17 protein-coding genes and 1 tRNA gene are annotated in these 20186 nt (G+C 66.7%); 7 read left to right on the forward strand and 11 right to left on the reverse strand.

Going from position 1 to position 20186, the window contains the following annotated elements; all coding sequences use genetic code 11:
• The first annotated feature begins 92 nt into the window (after positions 1-92).
• Together OC550_RS08565 and OC550_RS08570 are read left to right on the forward strand one after the other, a co-directional pair.
• A complete protein-coding gene (locus OC550_RS08565) occupies positions 93-1499 on the forward strand; it encodes an APC family permease (protein ID WP_262105151.1) in 1407 nt (468 codons plus the stop codon).
• Between the two features lie 134 nt (positions 1500-1633).
• Entirely contained in the window at positions 1634-2146 is a 513-nt protein-coding gene (locus OC550_RS08570) for a hypothetical protein (protein ID WP_262105152.1), read from the forward strand.
• Positions 2147-2226: 80 nt separating this feature from the next.
• Here the strand turns inward: OC550_RS08570 and metG are convergent, their stop codons facing one another.
• The 8 genes from metG to ilvD form a co-directional block, all read right to left on the reverse strand.
• A complete protein-coding gene (gene metG, locus OC550_RS08575; protein ID WP_262105153.1) occupies positions 2227-3789 on the reverse strand; it encodes a methionine--tRNA ligase in 1563 nt (520 codons plus the stop codon).
• Positions 3790-3841: 52 nt separating this feature from the next.
• The gene (locus tag OC550_RS08580) at positions 3842-4546 is read right to left on the reverse strand and encodes an ABC transporter ATP-binding protein (RefSeq protein ID WP_262105154.1); all 705 of its coding nucleotides are present in this window, start codon (positions 4544-4546) and stop codon (positions 3842-3844) included.
• Entirely contained in the window at positions 4543-7350 is a 2808-nt protein-coding gene (locus OC550_RS08585) for an ABC transporter permease (RefSeq protein WP_262105155.1), read from the reverse strand. Before OC550_RS08585 ends, OC550_RS08580 begins: the two co-directional genes overlap by 4 nt.
• Positions 7351-7453: 103 nt before the next feature.
• Entirely contained in the window at positions 7454-9043 is a 1590-nt protein-coding gene (gene serA / locus OC550_RS08590; RefSeq protein WP_262105156.1) for a phosphoglycerate dehydrogenase, read from the reverse strand.
• 188 nt (positions 9044-9231) lie between these two features.
• Complete coding sequence (gene ilvC / locus OC550_RS08595) at positions 9232-10257, reverse strand: ketol-acid reductoisomerase (protein WP_262105158.1); 1026 nt, start codon at positions 10255-10257, stop codon at positions 9232-9234.
• Between the two features lie 33 nt (positions 10258-10290).
• On the reverse strand, positions 10291-10803 hold the full coding sequence (ilvN, locus tag OC550_RS08600) for an acetolactate synthase small subunit (RefSeq protein ID WP_262105160.1): 513 nt from the start codon (positions 10801-10803) through the stop codon (positions 10291-10293).
• 3 nt (positions 10804-10806) lie between these two features.
• Positions 10807-12708, reverse strand: a complete 1902-nt coding sequence (locus OC550_RS08605) for an acetolactate synthase large subunit (protein WP_262105162.1) — start codon at positions 12706-12708, stop codon at positions 10807-10809.
• 344 nt (positions 12709-13052) lie between these two features.
• Positions 13053-14756 (reverse strand): dihydroxy-acid dehydratase, encoded by a 1704-nt coding sequence (ilvD, locus tag OC550_RS08610; protein WP_262105164.1) that lies wholly within the window; start codon positions 14754-14756, stop codon positions 13053-13055.
• A gap of 114 nt (positions 14757-14870) precedes the next feature.
• Between ilvD and OC550_RS08615 the strand changes: the two genes are divergently transcribed.
• From OC550_RS08615 to OC550_RS08635, 5 genes are all read left to right on the forward strand, one after another.
• Positions 14871-15308 (forward strand): hypothetical protein, encoded by a 438-nt coding sequence (locus OC550_RS08615; RefSeq protein WP_262105165.1) that lies wholly within the window; start codon positions 14871-14873, stop codon positions 15306-15308.
• A gap of 143 nt (positions 15309-15451) precedes the next feature.
• Positions 15452-15889, forward strand: coding sequence for a hypothetical protein (locus OC550_RS08620; RefSeq protein ID WP_262105167.1), 438 nt, complete (start codon positions 15452-15454; stop codon positions 15887-15889).
• Positions 15870-16946 (forward strand): sorbosone dehydrogenase family protein, encoded by a 1077-nt coding sequence (locus OC550_RS08625; RefSeq protein ID WP_262105169.1) that lies wholly within the window; start codon positions 15870-15872, stop codon positions 16944-16946. The genes OC550_RS08620 and OC550_RS08625 overlap by 20 nt, the downstream gene beginning before the upstream one ends.
• 110 nt (positions 16947-17056) lie before the next feature.
• Positions 17057-17129 (forward strand) — tRNA-Lys (locus OC550_RS08630).
• Positions 17130-17275: 146 nt separating this feature from the next.
• Entirely contained in the window at positions 17276-17665 is a 390-nt protein-coding gene (locus OC550_RS08635) for a hypothetical protein (RefSeq protein WP_262105171.1), read from the forward strand.
• A 78-nt stretch (positions 17666-17743) separates the two neighbouring features.
• On the opposite strand, the gene OC550_RS08640 is transcribed toward OC550_RS08635, so the two are convergent.
• From OC550_RS08640 to OC550_RS08650, 3 genes are all read right to left on the reverse strand, one after another.
• Positions 17744-18124, reverse strand: a complete 381-nt coding sequence (locus OC550_RS08640) for an SdpI family protein (protein ID WP_262105172.1) — start codon at positions 18122-18124, stop codon at positions 17744-17746.
• A gap of 144 nt (positions 18125-18268) precedes the next feature.
• Entirely contained in the window at positions 18269-19057 is a 789-nt protein-coding gene (locus OC550_RS08645) for a putative protein N(5)-glutamine methyltransferase (RefSeq protein ID WP_262105174.1), read from the reverse strand.
• A gap of 98 nt (positions 19058-19155) precedes the next feature.
• Positions 19156-20094 (reverse strand): ketopantoate reductase family protein, encoded by a 939-nt coding sequence (locus tag OC550_RS08650; protein WP_262105176.1) that lies wholly within the window; start codon positions 20092-20094, stop codon positions 19156-19158.
• Positions 20095-20186: the final 92 nt, after the last annotated feature.

The following is a 20186-nucleotide window of genomic DNA, read 5'->3' on the forward strand; positions in this document are numbered from 1 at the left end:
GACGAGACCGCGCCGGAGTGCCTGCCATTCCTCATCCCTGTTAGCTCCGCGGTATGGTGCGGCATCGGAGCCTGGCCGGACGGAGACTAGTGATGACGGAACCCACAATCACCAGGGACCAGCCCGAGCTGAAACGGGCGATTGGGCCCAGGCTCCTGCTCCTGTTCATCGTCGGCGACATCCTCGGAACCGGCGTCTACGCGCTTACCGGCCAGGTCGCCGGCGAAGTCGGCGGAGCTGCCTGGGCTCCGCTGCTGCTGGCCTTCGCCGTCGCGACGATCACGGCCTTTTCCTACCTCGAACTTGTGACCAAGTATCCGCAGGCGGCTGGCGCCGCCCTCTACACGCACAAGGCCTTCGGCATCCACTTCCTGACGTTCCTGGTGACGTTCGCCGTCCTGAGTTCCGGCATTACCTCTGCCTCGACCGCCTCCAAGTTCCTGGCCGAGAACTTCATCGTGGGGTTCAACCTGGATTGGGACCAAGGCGGCGTCACGTGGATAGCGATCATCTTCATGGCGCTCCTGGCGCTCATCAATCTCAGGGGCGTGAGCGAAAGCCTGAAGTTCAACGTGGTACTGACTCTCGTCGAGCTCACCGGCCTGCTCATCGTCATCTTCATCGGCTTCTGGGCGATGGCCCAAGGCAACGTCGACTTCAGCCGCACCATGATCTTCGAGACGGCCGAGGACAAGGGCGTCTTCCTCTCCCTGACCGCCGCCACGTCCCTGGCGTTTTTCTCCATGGTCGGGTTCGAAGACTCCGTCAATATGGCTGAAGAGACCAAGGATCCGGTCAAGGTCTTCCCCCGGGTGATGCTGACGGGCCTGTGCATCACCGCCGTTGTCTACGTACTGGTCTCTATCGCCGCCGTCGCTATTGTCCCGGTCGGCACCCTCGCGGACAGCCAGACACCGCTGCTCGAGGTGGTTCGGGCCGGGGCGCCGGACCTGCCCATGGACGTCATCTACCCGTTCCTGTCCATGTTCGCGGTGGCCAACACCGCGCTCATCAACATGCTCATGGCCAGCCGGCTCCTCTACGGCATGGCGCACCAGGACGTCCTCCCCCGCTCCCTCGGAAAAGTCCTGCCCAACAGGCGCTCCCCGTGGAGCGCCATCATCTTCACCACGCTCATCGCCTTCGCGCTGATCATCACCGTCACGAACTTCATGGGCGAGGAAACCGTCGCCGCGCTCGGCGGCACCACGGCGCTCCTGCTCTTGTGCGTCTTCACCATCGTCAACATCGCCGTTCTCGTCCTCCGGCGCACACCGGTGGACCGCGACCATTTCCGTGCCCCGCGGTTCCTTCCCTACCTGGGCGTCCTTACCTGCGCCTATCTGGTCGGCCCCTGGGCCCAGGACCCCGTCGAGTACCAGATCGCGGGCTTCCTCATCGGCCTGGGCGTCCTGCTGTGGGCGCTCACCTGGATCTGGAACCGGGCCGTCCGGGCCAAGCAGACCCGCATCCGGCACCCGGAGGATCTGGGCGGCTGATCCTGCCCCGGCCAGAGTCTTCGCCTGCCAGCGGAATCCGGTCCGGCGGTTCCTATCTGCGGGGAGGCCAAGCATACTGAAAGCTGGACTTGGGGGCGGTTCCCTCGTGGCTGTTGACGTGTGAAGGAGTTGGCGTGACGTACTCGAGTTCCCGCGAGGGAAGGCTCAACCACCATGATCTGGCCTCCTACCTGGATGCCCACCTCCTGGGGGCCAAGGCGGGCATCCGCTTCTTCGATTCGGCCGTCGGTTCCCTGGAAGGTACCGGACAAGCGGATAGGCTCCGGCACATCAAGGACGAGGTGGTCTCGGCGCGCCGGGAGCTGAAGGTCCTGTTCGACCGCTTGGGCTATCGCAGAAGCGCCCCGAAGAAGGTCTCGGGCCTGCTGGGCGCGCTGGCCGGCAAGCTCAATCCGCTCAACCCGCTTCGCACGCGCGGGCATGCGGGGGCGCAGCTGGAACTCGAGACGCTGCAGTCGATGCTGCGGGGCCAGGAGTGCCTGTGGCGGACGCTCCAGCTTCTCGCCGAGCACGAGCCGCGGCTCGACCGGGAACGGCTCGCCCAGCTGGAGAAGCAGGTGCAGCGGCAGCTGGGCACCGTCGCGGAGATCATGGACGAGACGGCCGAGGCCCGGTTCCTGCAGTAGCAGGTCCTGCCCGGAGCGGTCGCGGACTACAACGACGGCGGTGCGGGGCGTTTCACAGGCCCCGCACCGTCCTGCGTCCGCTACTTCGCGGCGGGTTCCTCGTACTTGGGGAAGATGGGCGTCGGGGCGGGCAGGACCGTACCCGGCACAATAGCCGTGCCGATGGCAGAGAAGTCGCGGGCGCCGCCGTCGTTCTGGCCCAATACATCCAGCAGCTTGCCGGCGGAACCCGGCATCACGGGCTGGACCAGGATCGCGACGATCCGCAGCACCTCGAGCGTCACATACAGCACGGTGTTCATGCGCTCCACGTCCGTCTTCCGCAGCACCCAAGGCGCCTGCTCCGCGAAGTAGGCGTTGGTGTCCCCGAGGACGGTCCAGATGGCCTCGAGCGAAGCATGGAAGTCCTGCTCCTCGTAGGCCGAGCGGGACTTTTCGAGCAGCCGTTCCGCCCGGGCCAGCAGCTCGTGGTCTTCCGCTGCCAGCGTGCCCGGCTGCGGGACCTTGCCCTCGCAGTTCTTGGCCACCATGGACAGGGAGCGCTGGGCCAGATTGCCGAGGTTGTTCGCCAGGTCGGAGTTCATCCGGCCGACGATGGCGTCGTGGCTGTACGAGCCGTCCGCGCCGAAGGGTACCTCGCGCAGCAGGAAGAAGCGCATCTGGTCCAGTCCGTACTGGTCCACCCAGTCCGAGGGGGCGATGACGTTGCCCAGGGATTTCGACATCTTGATGCCCTGGTTGTACAGGTGTCCGTGGATCATCACGCGGCGGGGCAGTTCCAGCCCGGCGGACATCAGGAAGGCCGGCCAGTAAATGGCGTGGAAGCGGGAGATGTCCTTGCCGATGACGTGGACGTCGGCCGGCCACCACTTGCGGAAGGATGCGGCCTCGGTGTCAGGGAATCCGACGCCGGTCAGGTAGTTGGTCAGGGCGTCGACCCAGACGTACATCACGTGCTTGGGGTTGCCCGGCACGGGGACGCCCCAGTCGAACGTGGTCCGGGAAATCGACAGGTCGGTGAGGCCGTGCTTGACGAAGCTGATGACCTCGTTGAAGCGGGTGCGCGGGGCGGCGAACTCCGGCTGGTCCTCGTAGAGCTTGAGCAGCTTGTCCTGGTAGGCCGAGAGCCGGAAGAAGTAGGACTCCTCCTCCGTCCAGGTCACCTCGGTGTCGGTCTGGATGGAGTAGCGCTTGCCGTCCTCGCGGACCTCGGTCTCATCCTCGCCGTAGTAGGCCTCGTCGCGGACCGAATACCAGCCCTCGTACTTGTCGAGGTAGATGTCGCCGGCCTCTTCCATCCGCGTCCAGATCGCCTGCGCGGCGGTGTAATGGTCGGCGTCGGTCGTGCGGATGAACCGGTCGTAGCTGATCCCGAGCCCGTCCTGCGTGGACTGGAAGAGGTCCGAGTTCCGCTTGGCCAGCTCGAGGGGCGTGATGCCCTCTTTCTGCGCGGTGTGCAGCATCTTCTGGCCGTGCTCGTCCGTGCCGGTCAGGAAGAAGACGTCGTAACCGTCCAGCCGCTTGAAGCGGGCCATCGCATCGGTGGCGATGAACTCGTAGGCGTGGCCAATGTGGGGCACGCCGTTGGGGTAGGAAATCGCCGTGGTGATGTAATACGGGGGCTGGGAAACTTCAAACGTCACCTATAGAAGTTACCGCGTGCGCTCGGCGGATGTCGAAACGCACGCGGCCTTCCTAGTTCATCAAGGTGCGGCTGTCCGCGACGTTGATGAGCTCCTGGTCGTGGGTGGCGACGAGGACCGCGATGCCGTCCTTCGTGGTGTCCTTCAGGATGCCGATGATCTGGTTGGCGTGCTCGCGGTCGAGGCTGGCGGTCGGCTCGTCGACGACCAGCACCTTGGTGCCCAGGATCAGAGCCCGCGCGATCGCGACGCGCTGGCGCTCACCGCCGGAGAGCTGCGCCGGGCGGTGCCGCATCCGGCGGCCCAATCCGACCAGGTCCAGCAGGTCCTTGGCCATCTCGGTCTTGGCCTCGACCTGCTTGTCCGGCACCGCGGGCAGCAGCACGTTCTCCAGCGCGCTCATCCCGTCGATCAGCGCGCCGCCCTGGTCCACGTAGCCGATCAGGGCGCGGCGACGCTCCGAGATCTCGTCATCCGACATGGCATCCAGCGAATCCCCCTGCCAGAAGACCTCGCCCGACGTCGGCAGCGTCAGGCCCGCGGCGACGGTCAGGATACTGGTCTTGCCGGAACCGCTGCGGCCGGCGAGGCAGTGCATGGTGCCGGCCTCGAGGCCCAGATCGAAATCCTGCGCCACGACCAGAGGCTCTCCCCCGCCGCCGTCGTAGCGGATGGTGATGCCGCGAAGCTCCAGCGGCATGGCGTGGTCCGCCGTCCGGCCGATCTTCTCGGCGCGTGTCTGGGGCTCTTCAATCATTTCCGTGTCCTTGTCATCAAGATAAACCAGAGAATCACTGCCAGCACGCCCGCGATCGCGGCCCGGAACGCGGCGTGCGGCGCCACGGCCAGGGACACGCCGACGGCCCCGAGGATGGCCAGCGGCAGGGCCATGCCGGCCAGGATGCCGGCCTCGCTGCGGCGCAGGCCCAGCAGCAGTCCCGGCCCCCAGCCCATGGCTTCGAGGATGTCCCATTGCTCGCGCTTGCGGGCCAGGTCGAACCGGCTGGTGATCAGCGTCAGGACCAGGGCCGTGACGACGCCGAGCACCGCCAGGGCCACGTTCACCCCGCCCACCTGGCTCAGCGCGAGCGACCCAAGGGCCGTGCTGCCGGCGGCGCGCGGCAGGTCCAGGACGACCGCCACCAGCGCACCGGCGGCAGCACCCAGCACTCCGACGCCGACTGCTACGGCTCCGGTGTTGAACCGGTTGGTCCGCAGCTGCCGCGCCGCGAACTTCAGCGGCGAGTCCACCAGCGGAACGCCGGTGGCGCCCGGCAGCCCGTCCGCGGCGGGCGGATGCGGTTTCAGCAGCGCGGCGGAGATGAAGGAAGCGGCCAGGTAGATCACCAGTACGACGGCGGACACCAGCAGCGTGGTCAGGGTCCGGCTAAAGGCGTTGACGATGATCGCAACGACAAACAGTCCGGCGGCCCCGACCAGCAGCTCCGAGAGGAACCAGGAACGGATCCGCGGGCGGTTCCAGCCCATGGCCCGCAAGGTTACGGCTTCCGTGCGCCGTGCCCGGGTGAAGGCGACGGTGCTCGCCGCGGTCAGCAGGGCGGCGCCGCCGAGGGTGAGCATCAGCAGGACCGAGCTCGCCTGGCTCAGCGAGGTCTGCACCGCCGAAGCGGCGCCCTGGCGGAACCAGGACTGGCTGACGGTGCCGAGGTCCGATGCCGCACCGGAGGCGTCCTGCCGGTACTCGGGCACGTAGATGGAAGCGTCTTCGCGGGCGGAACCGGCGACGACCTGGACGTCCAGGCCGAGCTTTTCGATCGCCGCCGCCGCGGCATCGATCTGGCCCGCTGCGTCCGCCCAGCTGCCGCCGGCGTCGACCTTGACCCGGACGGCGTCGATGACCGCGTCCTCGGCAGAGGTGCCGCGCACGGCCGCGAGGCCGCTGTAATCCGTGATGGCACCGGCGGACTGGACGGAGAGTCCCGCGCCGCTCAGGCCCGGCTGCAGTTCGACCGGATCGACGGCCTTGCCGTCTGCGTCCTTGGTGAGCTTGACGGGCGTGGGGTCGTAGCCGCCGAGCGGAAGGTAGTTGACGTCGCCCGCGGCGTCGCGGACAGCGTTGGCATTGAAAGTGCCGTAGACGAACGGCAGCGGCGCGGCAGCATCCCCCGCGCCGTCGAGGTTGGTCCGGTAGGACTGCTCGTTAACAGGCTCGCGCTGGCTCTGGTCCGGCTCCAGTTGCCACTGCAAGGTCTTCTCCGGCAGCTTGTTCACCTGGACCCAGCCCTGCGGAGTCACTGTCTGCTCGACGCTGCCGTCAGGGTTGGCCGCACCGGCCAGGTACTCCGGCGTGGAGACAAAGTCCGTGCTCCAACTGGCCGGCTGGTGCAGGCCGGCAACGACCTGCACGCCGCCGGACCCGAGCAGGTTGTTGTAGTCCTCGCCGCCGGGCCAGCGCAGCTGGAAGGGCTTGGTCGAGGCGAAGGGCAGGTATTCCTCCCCCAGCGCCTTGCTGACGGTACCTACGTCCGCGACCTTGTTGCCGGCGTCGTCGATTTCCTCGATCTGCACCGAGTAGGTGAGGTCCAGCGCAGTGCCGGAGCGGACCACGAGCGGAATGACCTGGGAGTCCTCGGTCAGGGAGCCGGCCTCCATGGCGGACTGGTACTGCATGACGAACGGGCTCCAGAACGCGAACGGGTGTCCGTCGATCTTCGCGGATTCCGTGCCCTCGCTGAATAAGCCCGGGGTCATCTGGCTGGAGAACTCCTGGCCGACCTCCATGGCGTTGCGTCCCGCGGCGCTGGGCGCCTCGGTCAGCGGGGCCAGGAATCCGCCGGCATCGCCCAGCAGGGCCTGCTCCGCGGCGGGGTCGACGGCGACGACGGTTTCGCTGATCTGCGGCAGCATGGGCAGGGCAATGGTCACGTCGAAATCCCCGTGCGAGCTGCCGCCGGCGGGGTCCGGGAACTTGATGCCGGTCTCGCCCTCCGGGGCGACGGTGCGCAGGCTCTTGCCGCCCGGCACGTCGAGCTCCTGCAGCTTGGCCTGGCCGAGCGAGCCCTCCGCTGCCGTTTCGAAGAGCACGGTGTCCTCGACGCCGTCGGAGGTGACCGCCTTGGCGGTGATCCGGTACTTCTTCGGCTCCTCGCTCAGGACGGAATCCGGTTCCGGCCATTCCGACGCCGGAGTGGCATCCTTGATGTTCTGCTGCTCGAGGTAGGTGGCAATGTTTTCGTTGTAGCCGACGTAGTCCGTCGCCTTCAGCTGCGGGAACTCGATGTCCTGGACGACCTTGGAGACCAGGCTCACCGGGGCGGCGACGCCGATTCCCGACAGGCTGCGGATCTGTTCCAGCTGGTCGTTGGTGATGCCGCCGGCGCCGGAGAGGTAGTCCGGCTGCTTCAGGGTCTGGCCTTCACCGCCCTTGCCCTCGGGGAGCACGAGGATGTCGTAGAGGCCACGCGAATTGGTGTCGACGACCCGGCCCAACGAGGACTGGGCGCGGTCCTGGATGAAGACCGAAAGCAGCATAGCGGCGACCAGGACAACGACTGTGATGACAAGCGAGCGGCTGCGTAGGAAGCGTGCTGCTGCATTCAACGAAAAAATCCCCTAAGCCAGGAACTGACAAGAAACACAAGAATGAAGGCCCGTTGAGCCGAAGGAAGCTTCTTTGGCTCAACGGGCCTTGACCCCATCCAGTCTAGTCCTGGAGGTCGACCTCTCGGGCCAGCGATGCTCCGACCGTATCGCGCAGCTTTTCCAGCACATCCTGCGGAACCGAGCTGTCCACGGTCAGCAGCGCCAGGGCCTGCTTCCGGTCCTCGTTACGGGAGACCTGCATGCCGGCAATGTTGATGTCATGCGCGCCCATCAGCTGGCCGAGGGTGCCGATGACGCCCGGGCGGTCTTCGTAGATGAAGACGACCAGGTGCTCGCTGATCGGGATCTCGACTTCATAGCCGTTGACGCACACAAGCTTCTGGATCTGCTTCGGTCCGGTCAAAGTGCCGGACACCGAGATCTGGCTGCCGTCGGAGAGTGCGCCCCGGACGGTGAGCACGTTCCGGTACTCTTCCGACTCAGTCGTGGTGATCAGCCGGGTGTTGATGCCGCGCTGCTCCGCGAGGACCGGGGCATTCACGTAGGACACCTGCTCGGACACGATGTCCTTGAACACGCCCTTGAGCGCCGCCAGTTCCAGTGCCTTGACGTCCAGCTCCGCGATTTCGCCGGCAACTTCGACGTCGATCTGGGTAACCGAATCGTGCGTGAGGGCCGTGAAGATGCGGCCCAGCTTTTCGATCAGCGGGATGCCCGGGCGCACGTCCGGGGCGATGACGCCGCCGGCGACGTTGACGGCGTCGGGCACCAGTTCGCCGGCCAGCGCGAGGCGGACGGACTTGGCGACCGAAATGCCGGCCTTCTCCTGCGCCTCATCGGTGGACGCCCCGAGGTGCGGGGTGACGACCACATTGTCGAGGCCGAAGAACGGCAGGTCGGTGCTCGGTTCGGCGACGAAGACGTCGATGGCGGCGCCGGCGATCTTGCCTTCCTTCAGCGCCGTGTACAGCGCGCCTTCGTCGATCAGGCCGCCGCGGGCGACGTTGATGACGTAGGCGCTTTCCTTCATCTTGTCGAAGGCCTCGTCGCCGATCATGCCCAGCGTCTCGGGGGTCTTGGGCATGTGGATGGTGATGAAGTCCGACTGCTCCAGCAGCTCGTCCAGGCCGACCAGCTGCACACCCAGCTGCGCGGCGCGTGCGCTGGTGACGTAGGGGTCGTAGGCGAGGATCTGGGTCTCGAAGGCCTGCAGCCGCGCCGCGATCAGGGCGCCGATCCGACCGAGGCCGATGATGCCGATCTTCTTTTCGTAGAGTTCGGTACCGGTGTACTTCGAGCGCTTCCATTCGCCGTTCTTCAGGGCGGCGTTGGCGGCCGGGATGTGGCGGGCCAGCGACAGGATGTGGCCCACGGTCAGTTCGGCGGCGGAGACGATGTTCGATGTGGGCGCGTTGACCACCATGACACCGGCCTGGGTCGCGGCCTTGATGTCGACGTTGTCCAGGCCCACGCCTGCACGGGCGATCACCTTCAGGTTCTTGGCCGCGGCGATGGCCTCGGCATCGACCTTGGTGGCCGAGCGCACGAGGATGGCGTCGACGTCCGCGATAGCCGGCAACAGCTGGGAACGGTCAGCCCCGTCGGTCTGGCGGATTTCGAAGTCGGGACCGAGGGCCTCGACGGTGGCAGGTGAGAGTTCTTCGGCAAGGAGAACTACTGGTTTTTCCACGGAGCGTATTCCTTCGCAGCGTCGCAGGTGGGGGATGCATCAAGTGTAGGACGGAGCACCTCCGCACTCACACTGTTACTGATCATCCCAGTGTGAATCCGGCCATGCTCCTTCCGGACGCGGGCCAGGGTATTGGCCCGCAGGCGGGTTCCCGTGCCGGACTGCGGCGCGGGAACCCGCCTCGCGCGCTAGCGGGCTACGGAGCCTTCGGTGTAATCGTCGTCGGACTTGATCCAGGAGAACAGCTTGCGCAGCTCGCGGCCGGTGGCCTCGATCGGGTGCTGCTCGCCCTTCTTGCGCAGCTCCTTGAACTCCGGAGCGCCCGCGGCCTGGTCATCCATGAAGCGCTTGGCGAAAGCGCCCGACTGGATGTCGGCGAGGACGGCCTTCATGTTCTCCTTCACGTGCTCATCGATCACGCGGGGCCCGGAGACGTAGTCACCGAACTCGGCGGTGTCGGAGACGGACCAGCGCTGCTTGGCGATGCCGCCTTCGACCATGAGGTCGACGATCAGCTTCAGCTCGTGCAGCACCTCGAAGTAGGCGATCTCCGGCTTGTAGCCGGCCTCGGTCAGGGTCTCGAAGCCGTACTGGATCAGCTGGGAAGCGCCGCCGCAGAGCACAGCCTGCTCACCGAACAGGTCGGTCTCGGTCTCTTCGGTGAAGGTGGTCTCGATGACGCCCGCGCGGGTGCCGCCGATGGCCTTGGCGTAGGACAGGGCCAGGTCCTTGGCCTTGCCGCTGGCGTCCTGCTCGATGGCGATCAGGTCCGGCACACCGCGGCCGGCTTCGAATTCGCGGCGCACGATGTGGCCGGGGCCCTTGGGTGCGACCAGTGCGACGTCGACGTCTGCCGGCGGCTGGATGAAGCCGAAGCGGATGTTGAAGCCGTGGCCGAAGAAGATCGCGTCGCCAGCCTTCAGGTTGTCGGCGATGGACTCGGCGTAGACCTTGGCCTGGACCTGGTCCGGGGTCAGGATCATGATCAGGTCGGCTTCGGCGGCAGCTTCGTTCACCGGCAGCACGCGCAGGCCCTCGGCCTCGGCCTTGGCCTTGGACTTGGAGCCCTCGGCGAGGCCCACGCGCACGTCCACGCCGGAATCGCGCAGGCTCAGCGCGTGGGCGTGGCCCTGGCTGCCGTAGCCAATAACGGCGACCTTGCGCCCCTGGATGATCGAGAGGTCGGCGTCGTCGTCGTAGTAAAGCTCAGTCACTTGAATTTCTCCTGTTGTGGATTTGTTAGGCGGTTAGGCGGAACGCAGGGCGCGGTCGCTCATCGACCGTGAACCGCGGCCGATGGCCAGCGTTCCGGATTGGACAATCTCGCGGATGCCAAAGGGCTCCAGCACTGAGAGCAGTGCATTGAGCTTTTCGGCGGTGCCGGTGGCTTCGATGACCAACGAGTCGGTAGAGACGTCGACCACTGAAGCGCGGAACAGATCTGCTGCCTGGGTTACCTGCAGCCGTGTTGCGGCATCCGCGCGAACCTTGACCAAGATGTGGTCGCGTTGCACGGAAGATTCTGGAACAAGCTCGACAATCTTGATGACGTTGATGAGCTTGTTGAGTTGTTTGGTGACCTGCTCGAGCAGGTCGCCCTCGGCCTCGACCACGACGGTGATGCGGGAGAACCCGTCTACTTCCGTCGGGCCGACGGCCAAAGAATGGATGTTGAAGGCCCGCCGCGCGAAGAGGCTGGCAACGCGGGTCAGGACGCCCGGCACATCTTCAACGAGCACAGAAAGGGTATGGCGTGCCATGGGCTAGTCCTCTTCTTCCCAGTCCGGGGTCATATTGCGGGCGATCTGGATCAAGTCATTGCTGACCCCGGCCGGGACCATGGGCCAGACCATCGAATTCGGGCTGACCACGAAGTCGATGACGACTGGCCGGTCGTTGATCTCCAGGGCCTGCTTGATGGTCGCGTCGATGTCCTCGGCACGCTCGCAGCGCAGCCCGACGCAGCCGTAGGCGTCGGCCATCTTGACGAAGTCCGGAATCCGGACGGTCTCATGGCCGGTGTGCAGGTCCGTGTTCGAGTAGCGGCCGTCGTAGAACAGCGTCTGCCACTGCCGCACCATGCCCAGCGAGGAGTTGTTGATGACGGCGACCTTGATCGGAATGTTGTTCAGCGCGCACGTCGCCAGTTCCTGGTTGGTCATCTGGAAGCACCCGTCGCCGTCGATGGACCAGACCACGCGGTCCGGGTTTCCCACCTTCGCGCCCATGGCCGCGGGCACCGAGTAGCCCATGGTCCCCAGCCCGCCGGAATTGAGCCAGGCATGCGGACGCTCGTACTTGATGAACTGCGCGCTCCACATCTGGTGCTGGCCGACGCCGGCCACGTAGACGCCCTCAGGGCCGGTCAGTTCGCCGATCCGCTCGATGACCCGCTGCGGCGCCATCAGGCCGTCTTCCGGTTCCGTGAAGCCCAGCGGGTAGGTCTCCTTGAGCCGGTTGAGCTGCGTCCACCAGTCGGTCAGGTCCGGCGCGCCCTCCTCGGCGAAGCGTTCGCGGCATGCCTGGATCAACTCGGGCAGGATCTCCTTGACCGAGCCCACGATCGGCACGTCCGCCGTGCGGTTCTTGGAGATTTCCGCGGGATCGATGTCCGCGTGAATCACCTTGGCGCCCGGGGCGAAGCTGCTCAGCACGCCGGTCACGCGGTCGTCGAAGCGCGCGCCGAGGGTGATCAGCAGGTCCGCCTGCTGGAGCGCGGTCACCGCGCTCACCGAACCGTGCATGCCCGGCATGCCCACGTGCTGTGGATGCGAATCCGGGAAGACGCCCCGGGCCATCAGCGTCGTGGTGACCGGGGCACCGACGAACTCGGCCAGCTCGCGCAGTTCGGCCGAGGCGTGTGCCTTGACGACGCCGCCGCCCACATAGAACACCGGGCGTTCCGCGGCGGCGATCAGCTTGGCTGCTTCCCGGACCTGCTTGGAGTGGCCGCGGACCACGGTGCGGTAGCCCGGGAGGTCGATCTTCGGCGGCCAGGAGAAGGTCATCTTGCTCTGCTGGGCATCCTTGGTGATGTCGACCAGCACGGGACCGGGGCGGCCCGTGGTCGCAATGTGGAAGGCTTCGGCCAGCACCCGCGGAATATCGGCGGCCTTGGTTACCAGATAGGAATGCTTGGTGACGGGCATGGTGATGCCGACGATGTCCGCCTCCTGGAAGGCATCGGACCCGATCACGGCGCTGGAGACCTGGCCGGTGATGGCCACCATCGGCACCGAGTCCATGTGGGCATCGGCGATGGCGGTGACCAGGTTGGTGGCGCCCGGGCCCGAAGTGGCGATGCAGACGCCGGCGCGGCCGGTGACCATCGCATAGCCTTGGGCGGCGTGGCCTGCTCCCTGTTCATGGCGCACCAGGATGTGGTTGATCTTGGCGGAATCCATGAGCGGGTCGTAGGTGGGGAGGATGGCCCCGCCCGGCAACCCGAAGACGTCGTCGACGTCCAGTTCTTCCAGTGAACGGACAACGGCTTGTGAGCCGGTCATTTCCGTGGGCGGCACGATGTTGTTGGGCCCCTGGACAGGGCTGACCGCGTCCACGATGGAAGAGACAGAAGCAGCGACATCTTTGTTCTTGGCGGCGTCGGCCTGGGCCGGCGCCTTATTGGCCATCAGCGAGGGGCTGATCGGCGATCCCTTACTCATCGAAATTCCTTCGCGGATCTGTGGTTATTCGGATGTGCCTGCCGCGCGCCGCGAGGCGCCCGGCTCTGTTCTCTTCTGCAATAAAAAAACCCCGCCGAGCCGGTTGGCTCCGATGGGGTTCCGCGCGTGACGTGGTCTGGACCTGACGGGCTTACGCCACGCGCTCAATAAGGACGACCACGACTACGATTTGCATGGCTTCAGTCTGCTGGCCGACGGATATTGGTGTCAACCAGGGAACCCCTTGTCTCATTATACGGACAAAATGTCCGTCTATTGAGACAACGCTGAAGCAGGAGATCCGGGAGGCCGCCACGGATACGCGGCGGCCTCCCGGAGCGTCGTCAGCCGCAGTAGGCGCCGGTCGACGCCGAGTTCACCAGCTTGGCGTACTTCGCCAGCACGCCGGAAGTGAACTTCGCCGGCAGCGGCGACCAGCCGACCTTGCGGGCCTCGAGCTCCGCCTCGTCGACCAGCAGGTCGAAGGAACGGGCCGCGATGTCCACTCGGATACGGTCTCCGTCCTTGACGAAGGCGATGGGGCCGCCGTCGACCGCTTCCGGCGCGACGTGCCCGATGCACAGACCGGTGGTGCCGCCCGAGAAGCGCCCGTCGGTGAGCAGCAGGACGTCCTTGCCCAGCCCGGCACCCTTGATCGCGCCGGTGATCGCCAGCATTTCGCGCATGCCGGGTCCGCCCTTGGGGCCTTCGTAGCGGATAACGACGACGTCGCCCGCCTTGATCTGTCCGTTGTCCAGCGCTTCCAGCGCACCCTGCTCGCGCTCGAACACGCGGGCGGTGCCTTCGAAGACGTCGGCGTCGAAGCCGGCGCTCTTGACCACGGCGCCCTCGGGAGCCATGGAACCGTGCAGGATGGTGATGCCGCCGGTCTTGTGGATCGGGTTGTCCAGGGCGCGCAGGATCTTGCCGTCGACGTCCGGCGGATTGATCTCCGCGAGGTTCTCCGCGACGGTCTTGCCGGTCACGGTCAGGCAGTCGCCGTGCAGCAGGCCCGCGTCGAGCAGCGCCTTCATGATCACAGGGACGCCGCCGATCTTGTCCACATCGGTCATGACGTAGCGGCCGAAGGGCTTCAGGTCGCCCAGGTGGGGGATCTTGTCGCCGATGCGGTTGAAGTCCTCCAGCGTCAGCTCGACCTCGGCCTCGCGGGCGATGGCCAGCAGGTGCAGCACGGCGTTGGTGGAGCCGCCGAACGCCATGGTCACGGCGATGGCGTTCTCGAAGGCCTTCTTGGTCATGATGTCGCGGGCGGTGATGCCCAGGCGCAGCAGGTTGACCACGGCCTCGCCCGACTTGTGGGCGAACACGTCGCGGCGGCGGTCGGCCGAGGGCGGCGCGGCGGAACCGGGCAGGGACATGCCCAGTGCCTCGCCGATGCAGGCCATGGTGTTGGCGGTGTACATGCCGCCGCAGGCGCCTTCGCCCGGGCAGATGGCGCGCTCAATGGCGTCGAGATCCTTCAGGCTCATGCGTCCGGCCGCGCAGGCACCGACGGCCTCGAAGGCGTCGATGAGCGTGACTTCCTTTTCCGAGCCGTCTTCCAGCTTCACGAAGCCGGGCATGATCGAGCCGGCGTAGAGGAAGACGCTGGCGAGGTCCAGCCGCGCCGCGGCCATCAGCATGCCCGGCAGCGACTTGTCGCAGCCTGCCAGCAGGACGGACCCGTCGATCCGCTCGGCCTGCATGACCGTCTCCACGGAGTCGGCGATGACCTCGCGGGAGACGAGGGAGAAGTGCATGCCCTCGTGGCCCATGGAAATGCCGTCCGACACGGAGATGGTCCCGAACTGCATCGGGAAACCGCCGCCGGCGTGCACGCCTTCCTTGGCGCCTTGGGCCAGGCGGTTCAGGGAGAGGTTGCAGGGGGTGATTTCATTCCAGGAACTGGCGACGCCGATCTGCGGCTTCGCGAAATCGTCATCCCCCATTCCAACTGCTCGGAACATTCCGCGGGCCGGGGCTGCGTGAATGCCGTCGGTGACTACCCGGCTGCGGGGCTTGATATCTGGAGTTGCGTCGGCGCTCATGAGTCTGATTCTATGACCAGCCCGCGGCGACCCATGACCATGTGACACGGCAACGACGGCGGGGCGGAGGCAACGCGCCGTAATCTGTCCGACCGGTTTCCTAGACTGGACCATATGCCTCCAACCCAACCCAGCAGCGACAAGCTCAAGGAGATCCTCAGCCGGATCTTCGATTCGCAGATCCCGAACCACGGTGACTACAACCTGGTCTTCGGCAGCAGTAGCCATCACGGCTGGCCGGGTCCGGCGGCATGGAAAAGCAAGTCCTTCGTCATCGGTTACCGGTGGCGGCCACGGGAGCTCGTCATCGCCCCGTTCGACGGCGCCCGGCTGACCGCGGGAGGCACCCCGTCGGCCATCAACATGACCAATCTGTCGCACGCCGTCGAACTGGCCGGCGGAGGCTACGAGGTCGGCACCAACACCGGGACCACGTTCCGCTTCGGTGTGCAGCCGCGCGGGCAGCTTCCCGCGGCCGGCTACGTCATCGAGCAGGATGAGGACTGCGCCGATTTCAGCCGGTTCATGGACGGCATGATTGCGGCCGCCTAAGATCCGCGGTGCAAAATCGGCCGCGCACCCGGAACGGCGCTACGAAGGGTTGCCGCAGCCGGGCAAAAGCGTTCCGGCACGGCCTTCCAGCCGCGGCGGCTGCGCTATGGACAGACCATCCGGCGGAAACTAACGTACGCATCATGAGCAACCGCCGCCGCCACCGGAAGGGGCCAACCATGGAGTGGCTGATCTGGATCGGCATCATTGCCGGAATCGCAGCGCTCCTGGTGTGGCTCTTCACCAAAGGTTCTTCTTCCGGTGCGGCGCCGCTGCCGGCTGAGCGGGACGGCCGGTCCCCCGATGCCGCTCTTCCGGGCGAAGCTGCACGCGCGGACAAGTTCCCGCCCGCCATCGCCGAAGAGCCCGAACCCATCGACGGCTGGACCGAGAGTGCCGCCGAAACCGCGCACTATGACCCCGCCACCGAGGACACCTACATCGAGGACCTGCCGGCGGAAGACCGGGACAAGGCACCGCTGTACGACGGCACCGAGTGGGGCCCGCACACCGGCGAGGCAATCGTCGAGCCCAAGGTCGACCCGGTCGACGGCGAGGAAAATGGCCGGCGGGCGGGCTGATGCTCCGCGGACGGCCCTCCGCAACCTGCGCGCCGCCGTCGTTCTCTCCCTTGTTGCCGCAACCGCCGCCTGCACCGCGCCGCCCGCCTCACCCGGACCTGGCAGAACCGGCACCGGCACCGGCGTATCGACCATCGCCGAAGGGCTGGCCGACCCGTGGTCCATCGCCTTCCTGCCGGACGGAAGCGCCCTGGTCTCCGAGAACAATACGGGCCTGATCAAGCAGCTGAAGGACGGCCGGATCGCTGCCACGGTCCCTGTCCCCGCGGAACTGGAGACGACCGGCGAGGGCGGACTGCTGGGCCTCGCCGTCGGCGAGGACTTCGCCGATGACAGCCGGCTCTTCGTGCACCTGACGACCCCACAGGACAACCGGGTGCTGAGCTACCGCTGGGACGGCGGCGAACTGGCGGACGGCCGCGAGATTGTGACGGGCATTCCCAAATCGCGCATCCACAACGGCGGACGGCTGGAATTCGGCCCGGACGGCTACCTCTACATCGCCACCGGGGAGGCCGGGCAGCGCGAGCTGTCGCAGGATCCGGCGTCCCTGGGCGGAAAGATCCTGCGCGTCACCCGGGACGGCAGCCCGGCTCCGGGAAACCCGTTCCCCAACAGCCCCGTCTACAGCTACGGGCATCGGAATGTGCAGGGAATGGCCTGGGACTCCGAGGGGCGGATGTGGGCCTCGGAATTCGGGCCGGACCGGGACGACGAGCTCAACCTCATCGAACCGGGCAACAACTACGGCTGGCCGGAGGTCACCGGGGCGCCCGGAGACAACCGGTTCGTCGACGCCGTCGTGGTGTGGCCCTCCACCGCGGAGGCCTCCCCCAGCGGCCTGGCCATCGTCGACGACGTCGCATGGCTGGCCGCCCTGCGGGGAGAACGGCTGTGGCGGGTCCAGCTCTCCGGCGACGAGGCCGGCACGCCCACCGCCCTGCTGCAGGGCGAGTACGGCCGGCTCCGCGATGTCGAGGCCGCACCGGACGGACGCCTCTGGGTGCTCACAAACGGCGGAAATCCGGACCGGATCCTCGCGGTTTCTGTGAAGTAGGCGACATTGGCCTTTTCGATTTCACTTTCTCCGAAAGAGCCTGTAGAGTTACATGTCGTTGCGGGGGACAAGCCCGAAGCACAAAGCTTCTGGAAGTCCTCGAAAACACTGCACCTCTAGCTCAACTGGCAGAGCAATTGACTCTTAATCAATGGGTTCCGGGTTCGAGTCCCGGGGGGTGCACTTCAGACCCCGTCTGACTAGCGAAACGCTTGGTCAGGCGGGGTTTTTCGTGCTTTCCTTTACCTTCCGCTGCATCTGCACGATGCCGATCTGCTGCATCAGCCGCTATGGCAAGCAGTGGACCGGCATTCGGTAGGCTCCAGAAGGTGAAGACCCTCAAGCGATCTCCGATCCGGAAGGCGCCGCTGATCCTGCGGCTGGCGTTCCGCACGGCCCTGACCGTCCTTATCGCGTTCTTTGCAACAGGTTTCATCGTCACCGTCATCGGCATCACCGATCCAGCGGGTGAGAACATCGTGCTGGCCGCGACGGTAGCGGTCTCGCTCGCACTGTTCCTATGCCTGACCTACCGCGCCGGCATCAAACGCAAAGCAGTACTGGGAGCCGCCGCACGCGACTTCTCCGGCGGAAGCCTTCTGCTGCTCGGCACCATGAAAACCGCGTCGGGGCCGGGCGGCGGGTCCTCCGGTTCGGGAGGAGACGGCGGCGGCTGGAGTGGCGGTGACTGCGGTGACGGCGGGGGCGGCGGCGACTGAGCCATCCTCGGCGTGAATGCCCGCTCTTCTCTGATGCGGGCAGCCCGCCGGGCGATCGGGGCCGCCAGCCGGAACCTGTCAGCGCGTTTCCGGGGACGATGCCGCCTCGGCCGCGGCCGCCGCCTTCTTCGCACCGATGAGGACCCACGCCAACAGCCACCCGGCTCCGAGGAGGACGGACGCCACGAACCCTGCCTTGCTTTCCTGGAGAAGGAACGCCAGCACACCGGCCAGTCCTAGGCCCGCGGCACCGATGTCGGTGGGCCGCTGTGCTGCACGATGCCCGGCACGCCAGGCGGTGTCGCTCGAGAGCGTTGACGGTAGGCGGATACCGATCAGCCCGTTCCGCCGAAGCCGGCCGTCGGCCGCCCGCCTGCCCAGGACATGGAGCAGCAGGGCCGAACCGATCATCACCCCTGCGCCGACCAGAACGGCCCCCACGGGTACCTGCTCAGCCACAATTCGTCCTCCTGCGTGAAGTGTCCGGCCGCGGCCAGTATCCCAGCTGCATCGGTCGGAGACACAAAGCCATGCGGGTCGAGGCGGTGGATCGCAGGCACGGCCTTCGGGGCGATAGCGGCCGTCCATAGCTGAACGCACCAGCTACGCGCGGGTTCCGACGACGATCGTGGCGTCCAGCTCGCCTGATGCGATGACGGCCGGCCTGAGTCCGTGCTCCGCGAAAAGCCCTGCGGACACCGGCGCCTGGGCCTCGCTGGCTTCGACGAGGACGTGGCCTCCCGGGGCAAGCCACCGGTAGGCTTCCGCGGCCACCCGGCGCTGGATATCCAGGCCGTCCGCTCCCCCGTCGAGGGCAGCCAGCGGTTCGTGCAGCCGTGCCTCCGGGGGCATCATGCGGATCCTGCCGGTCGGCACATACGGGGTATTGCTGACCAGGATGTCGACGCCGCCGCGCAGGGCTGCCGGCAGGGGCTCGAAAAGGTTGCCCTGGAAGACCCGGCCGCCCCACGGTACGAGGTTCCGGCGTGCGCAGGCCACCGCGGCGGAATCGATGTCGGAGGCGTACAGCGCGATACCCGGAACGGCCGCCGAGACGGCCGCCCCGAGTGCCCCGCAGCCGCAGCATAAATCGAGCACGGTAGCGCCGGGACCGGTCCTGCGGATCGCCTGCCCGGCCAGCAACTCCGTGCGGCGCCTGGGAACAAAGACGCCCGCACCGATTTCCAATTGCAGTCCGCAGAATTCCACGTACCCGAGAATGTGCTCGAGTGGGAAGCCCTCGGTTCGGCGGCGGACCATTGCCGCGAGTTCATCCTGGTCTGCCGCCGCCGCGAGGAGCAGCCTCGCTTCTTCCTCGGCGAACACGCAGCCGGCCGCGCGGAGCGTGAGGACAAGGGAGCCCTCGGTCAGCGGAACGGACGGTGGTGGCATCTGGCTTCTTCCGTATGGGCAGCTGGCCCCTCAACCGTAGCCGCTCCGGCTCCGGATGGCTCCTGCCCGGGAGCACCGCCGTCAGCGCACCGAGGCCGTCAGCGCACCGAGGCTCGCGTGCTGTCATGGACCCGCAACTGGGTCAGCGCGATCCGGGTCAGCGGTACGTCGACGCCCAGGGACTCAGCCGCGGCGACGTATTGGCCGATCAGGTGTTCCCCCTCGTGGGGTGCACCGGCCATCACGTCACGGTACAGCGACGAGGTGAAGACCGAGCCCTCTTCGGTGAACATCTCAAGGCTCGCCGCGTGCGCGCCCGCCGACACCCTGTACCCCGCCGCTTCCGCCACCTGCTCGGTCTCCTCGATGACATCCTGGATGAACTCCTTGCCGCCCGGAACCGCGATGATGTTTCCGATGGCGCCGCGCATCGTCAGCGTGATGACGCCGCCGGCGGTGATAAAGGCCCACTTGTGCCACATGGAGGCCAGGATGTTGTCCGAGATGGTCCTGCTGAAGCCGGGGACAGCCATGGCCTCCCCGATCTCCTCGATGCGTCGGGTCGGCCTCCGGTCCTGGGCGCCGAACGTCATCGAGGCGTGCGGTTTCATCTGCAGGACGGAGCCGTCCTGCGGGACCGTACAGACCACGCGGACGATGCCGCCCAACACGGCCTCGCTGCCGAAGCGGTCGTTCAGCGTCTGCAGGTGGGCCAGCCCGTTGAGCAGCGGCAGGATCGTGGTCCCAGGGCCAACCGCGGGGGCCAGGTCGTTGAGCGCAGTTTCCAAGGACCAGGCCTTCACCATCAGCAGGACCAGGTCGTACGGCCCGTCCAGTTCTTGCGCGGTGACGGTACGAACGGGCACCGTCTCGTCATAGCCCGGTCCACGCACGCGGAGCCCGTCGCGCAACTGCTCGGCTCTCCGCGGGCGGACCAGGAAAGTGATGTCCCGGCCGGCCTGTGCCAGTCGTGTGCCGAAGTATCCCCCGGTTGCCCCCGCCCCGACAATGAGGATCTTCATTGCTGTTCCCTCCACATGGTCTCCTTCGGACCAGCCACACCCTACTCGCCCAGGTCGAGGCTCGTGAAGGCCAAATGGCAGTGGATGTCGGGTCTCGTAATGCCCGG

Source organism: Arthrobacter sp. Marseille-P9274 (genome assembly GCF_946892675.1).
Taxonomy (GTDB): Bacteria; Actinomycetota; Actinomycetes; order Actinomycetales; family Micrococcaceae; genus Crystallibacter.

What these genes read in the sequence shown, in the direction of transcription:
- ilvD (WP_262105164.1), bottom strand. Translation starts at nt 14,756, where the DNA reads ATGAGCGCCGACGCAACTCCAGATATCAAGCCCCGCAGCCGGGTAGTC.
- ilvN (WP_262105160.1), bottom strand. Translation starts at nt 10,803, where the DNA reads ATGGCACGCCATACCCTTTCTGTGCTCGTTGAAGATGTGCCGGGCGTC.
- OC550_RS08615 (WP_262105165.1), top strand. Translation starts at nt 14,871, where the DNA reads ATGCCTCCAACCCAACCCAGCAGCGACAAGCTCAAGGAGATCCTCAGC.
- OC550_RS08580 (WP_262105154.1), bottom strand. Translation starts at nt 4,546, where the DNA reads ATGATTGAAGAGCCCCAGACACGCGCCGAGAAGATCGGCCGGACGGCG.
- OC550_RS08565 (WP_262105151.1), top strand. Translation starts at nt 93, where the DNA reads ATGACGGAACCCACAATCACCAGGGACCAGCCCGAGCTGAAACGGGCG.
- OC550_RS08645 (WP_262105174.1), bottom strand. Translation starts at nt 19,057, where the DNA reads ATGCCACCACCGTCCGTTCCGCTGACCGAGGGCTCCCTTGTCCTCACG.
- OC550_RS08605 (WP_262105162.1), bottom strand. Translation starts at nt 12,708, where the DNA reads ATGAGTAAGGGATCGCCGATCAGCCCCTCGCTGATGGCCAATAAGGCG.
- OC550_RS08625 (WP_262105169.1), top strand. Translation starts at nt 15,870, where the DNA reads ATGGCCGGCGGGCGGGCTGATGCTCCGCGGACGGCCCTCCGCAACCTG.
- OC550_RS08620 (WP_262105167.1), top strand. Translation starts at nt 15,452, where the DNA reads ATGAGCAACCGCCGCCGCCACCGGAAGGGGCCAACCATGGAGTGGCTG.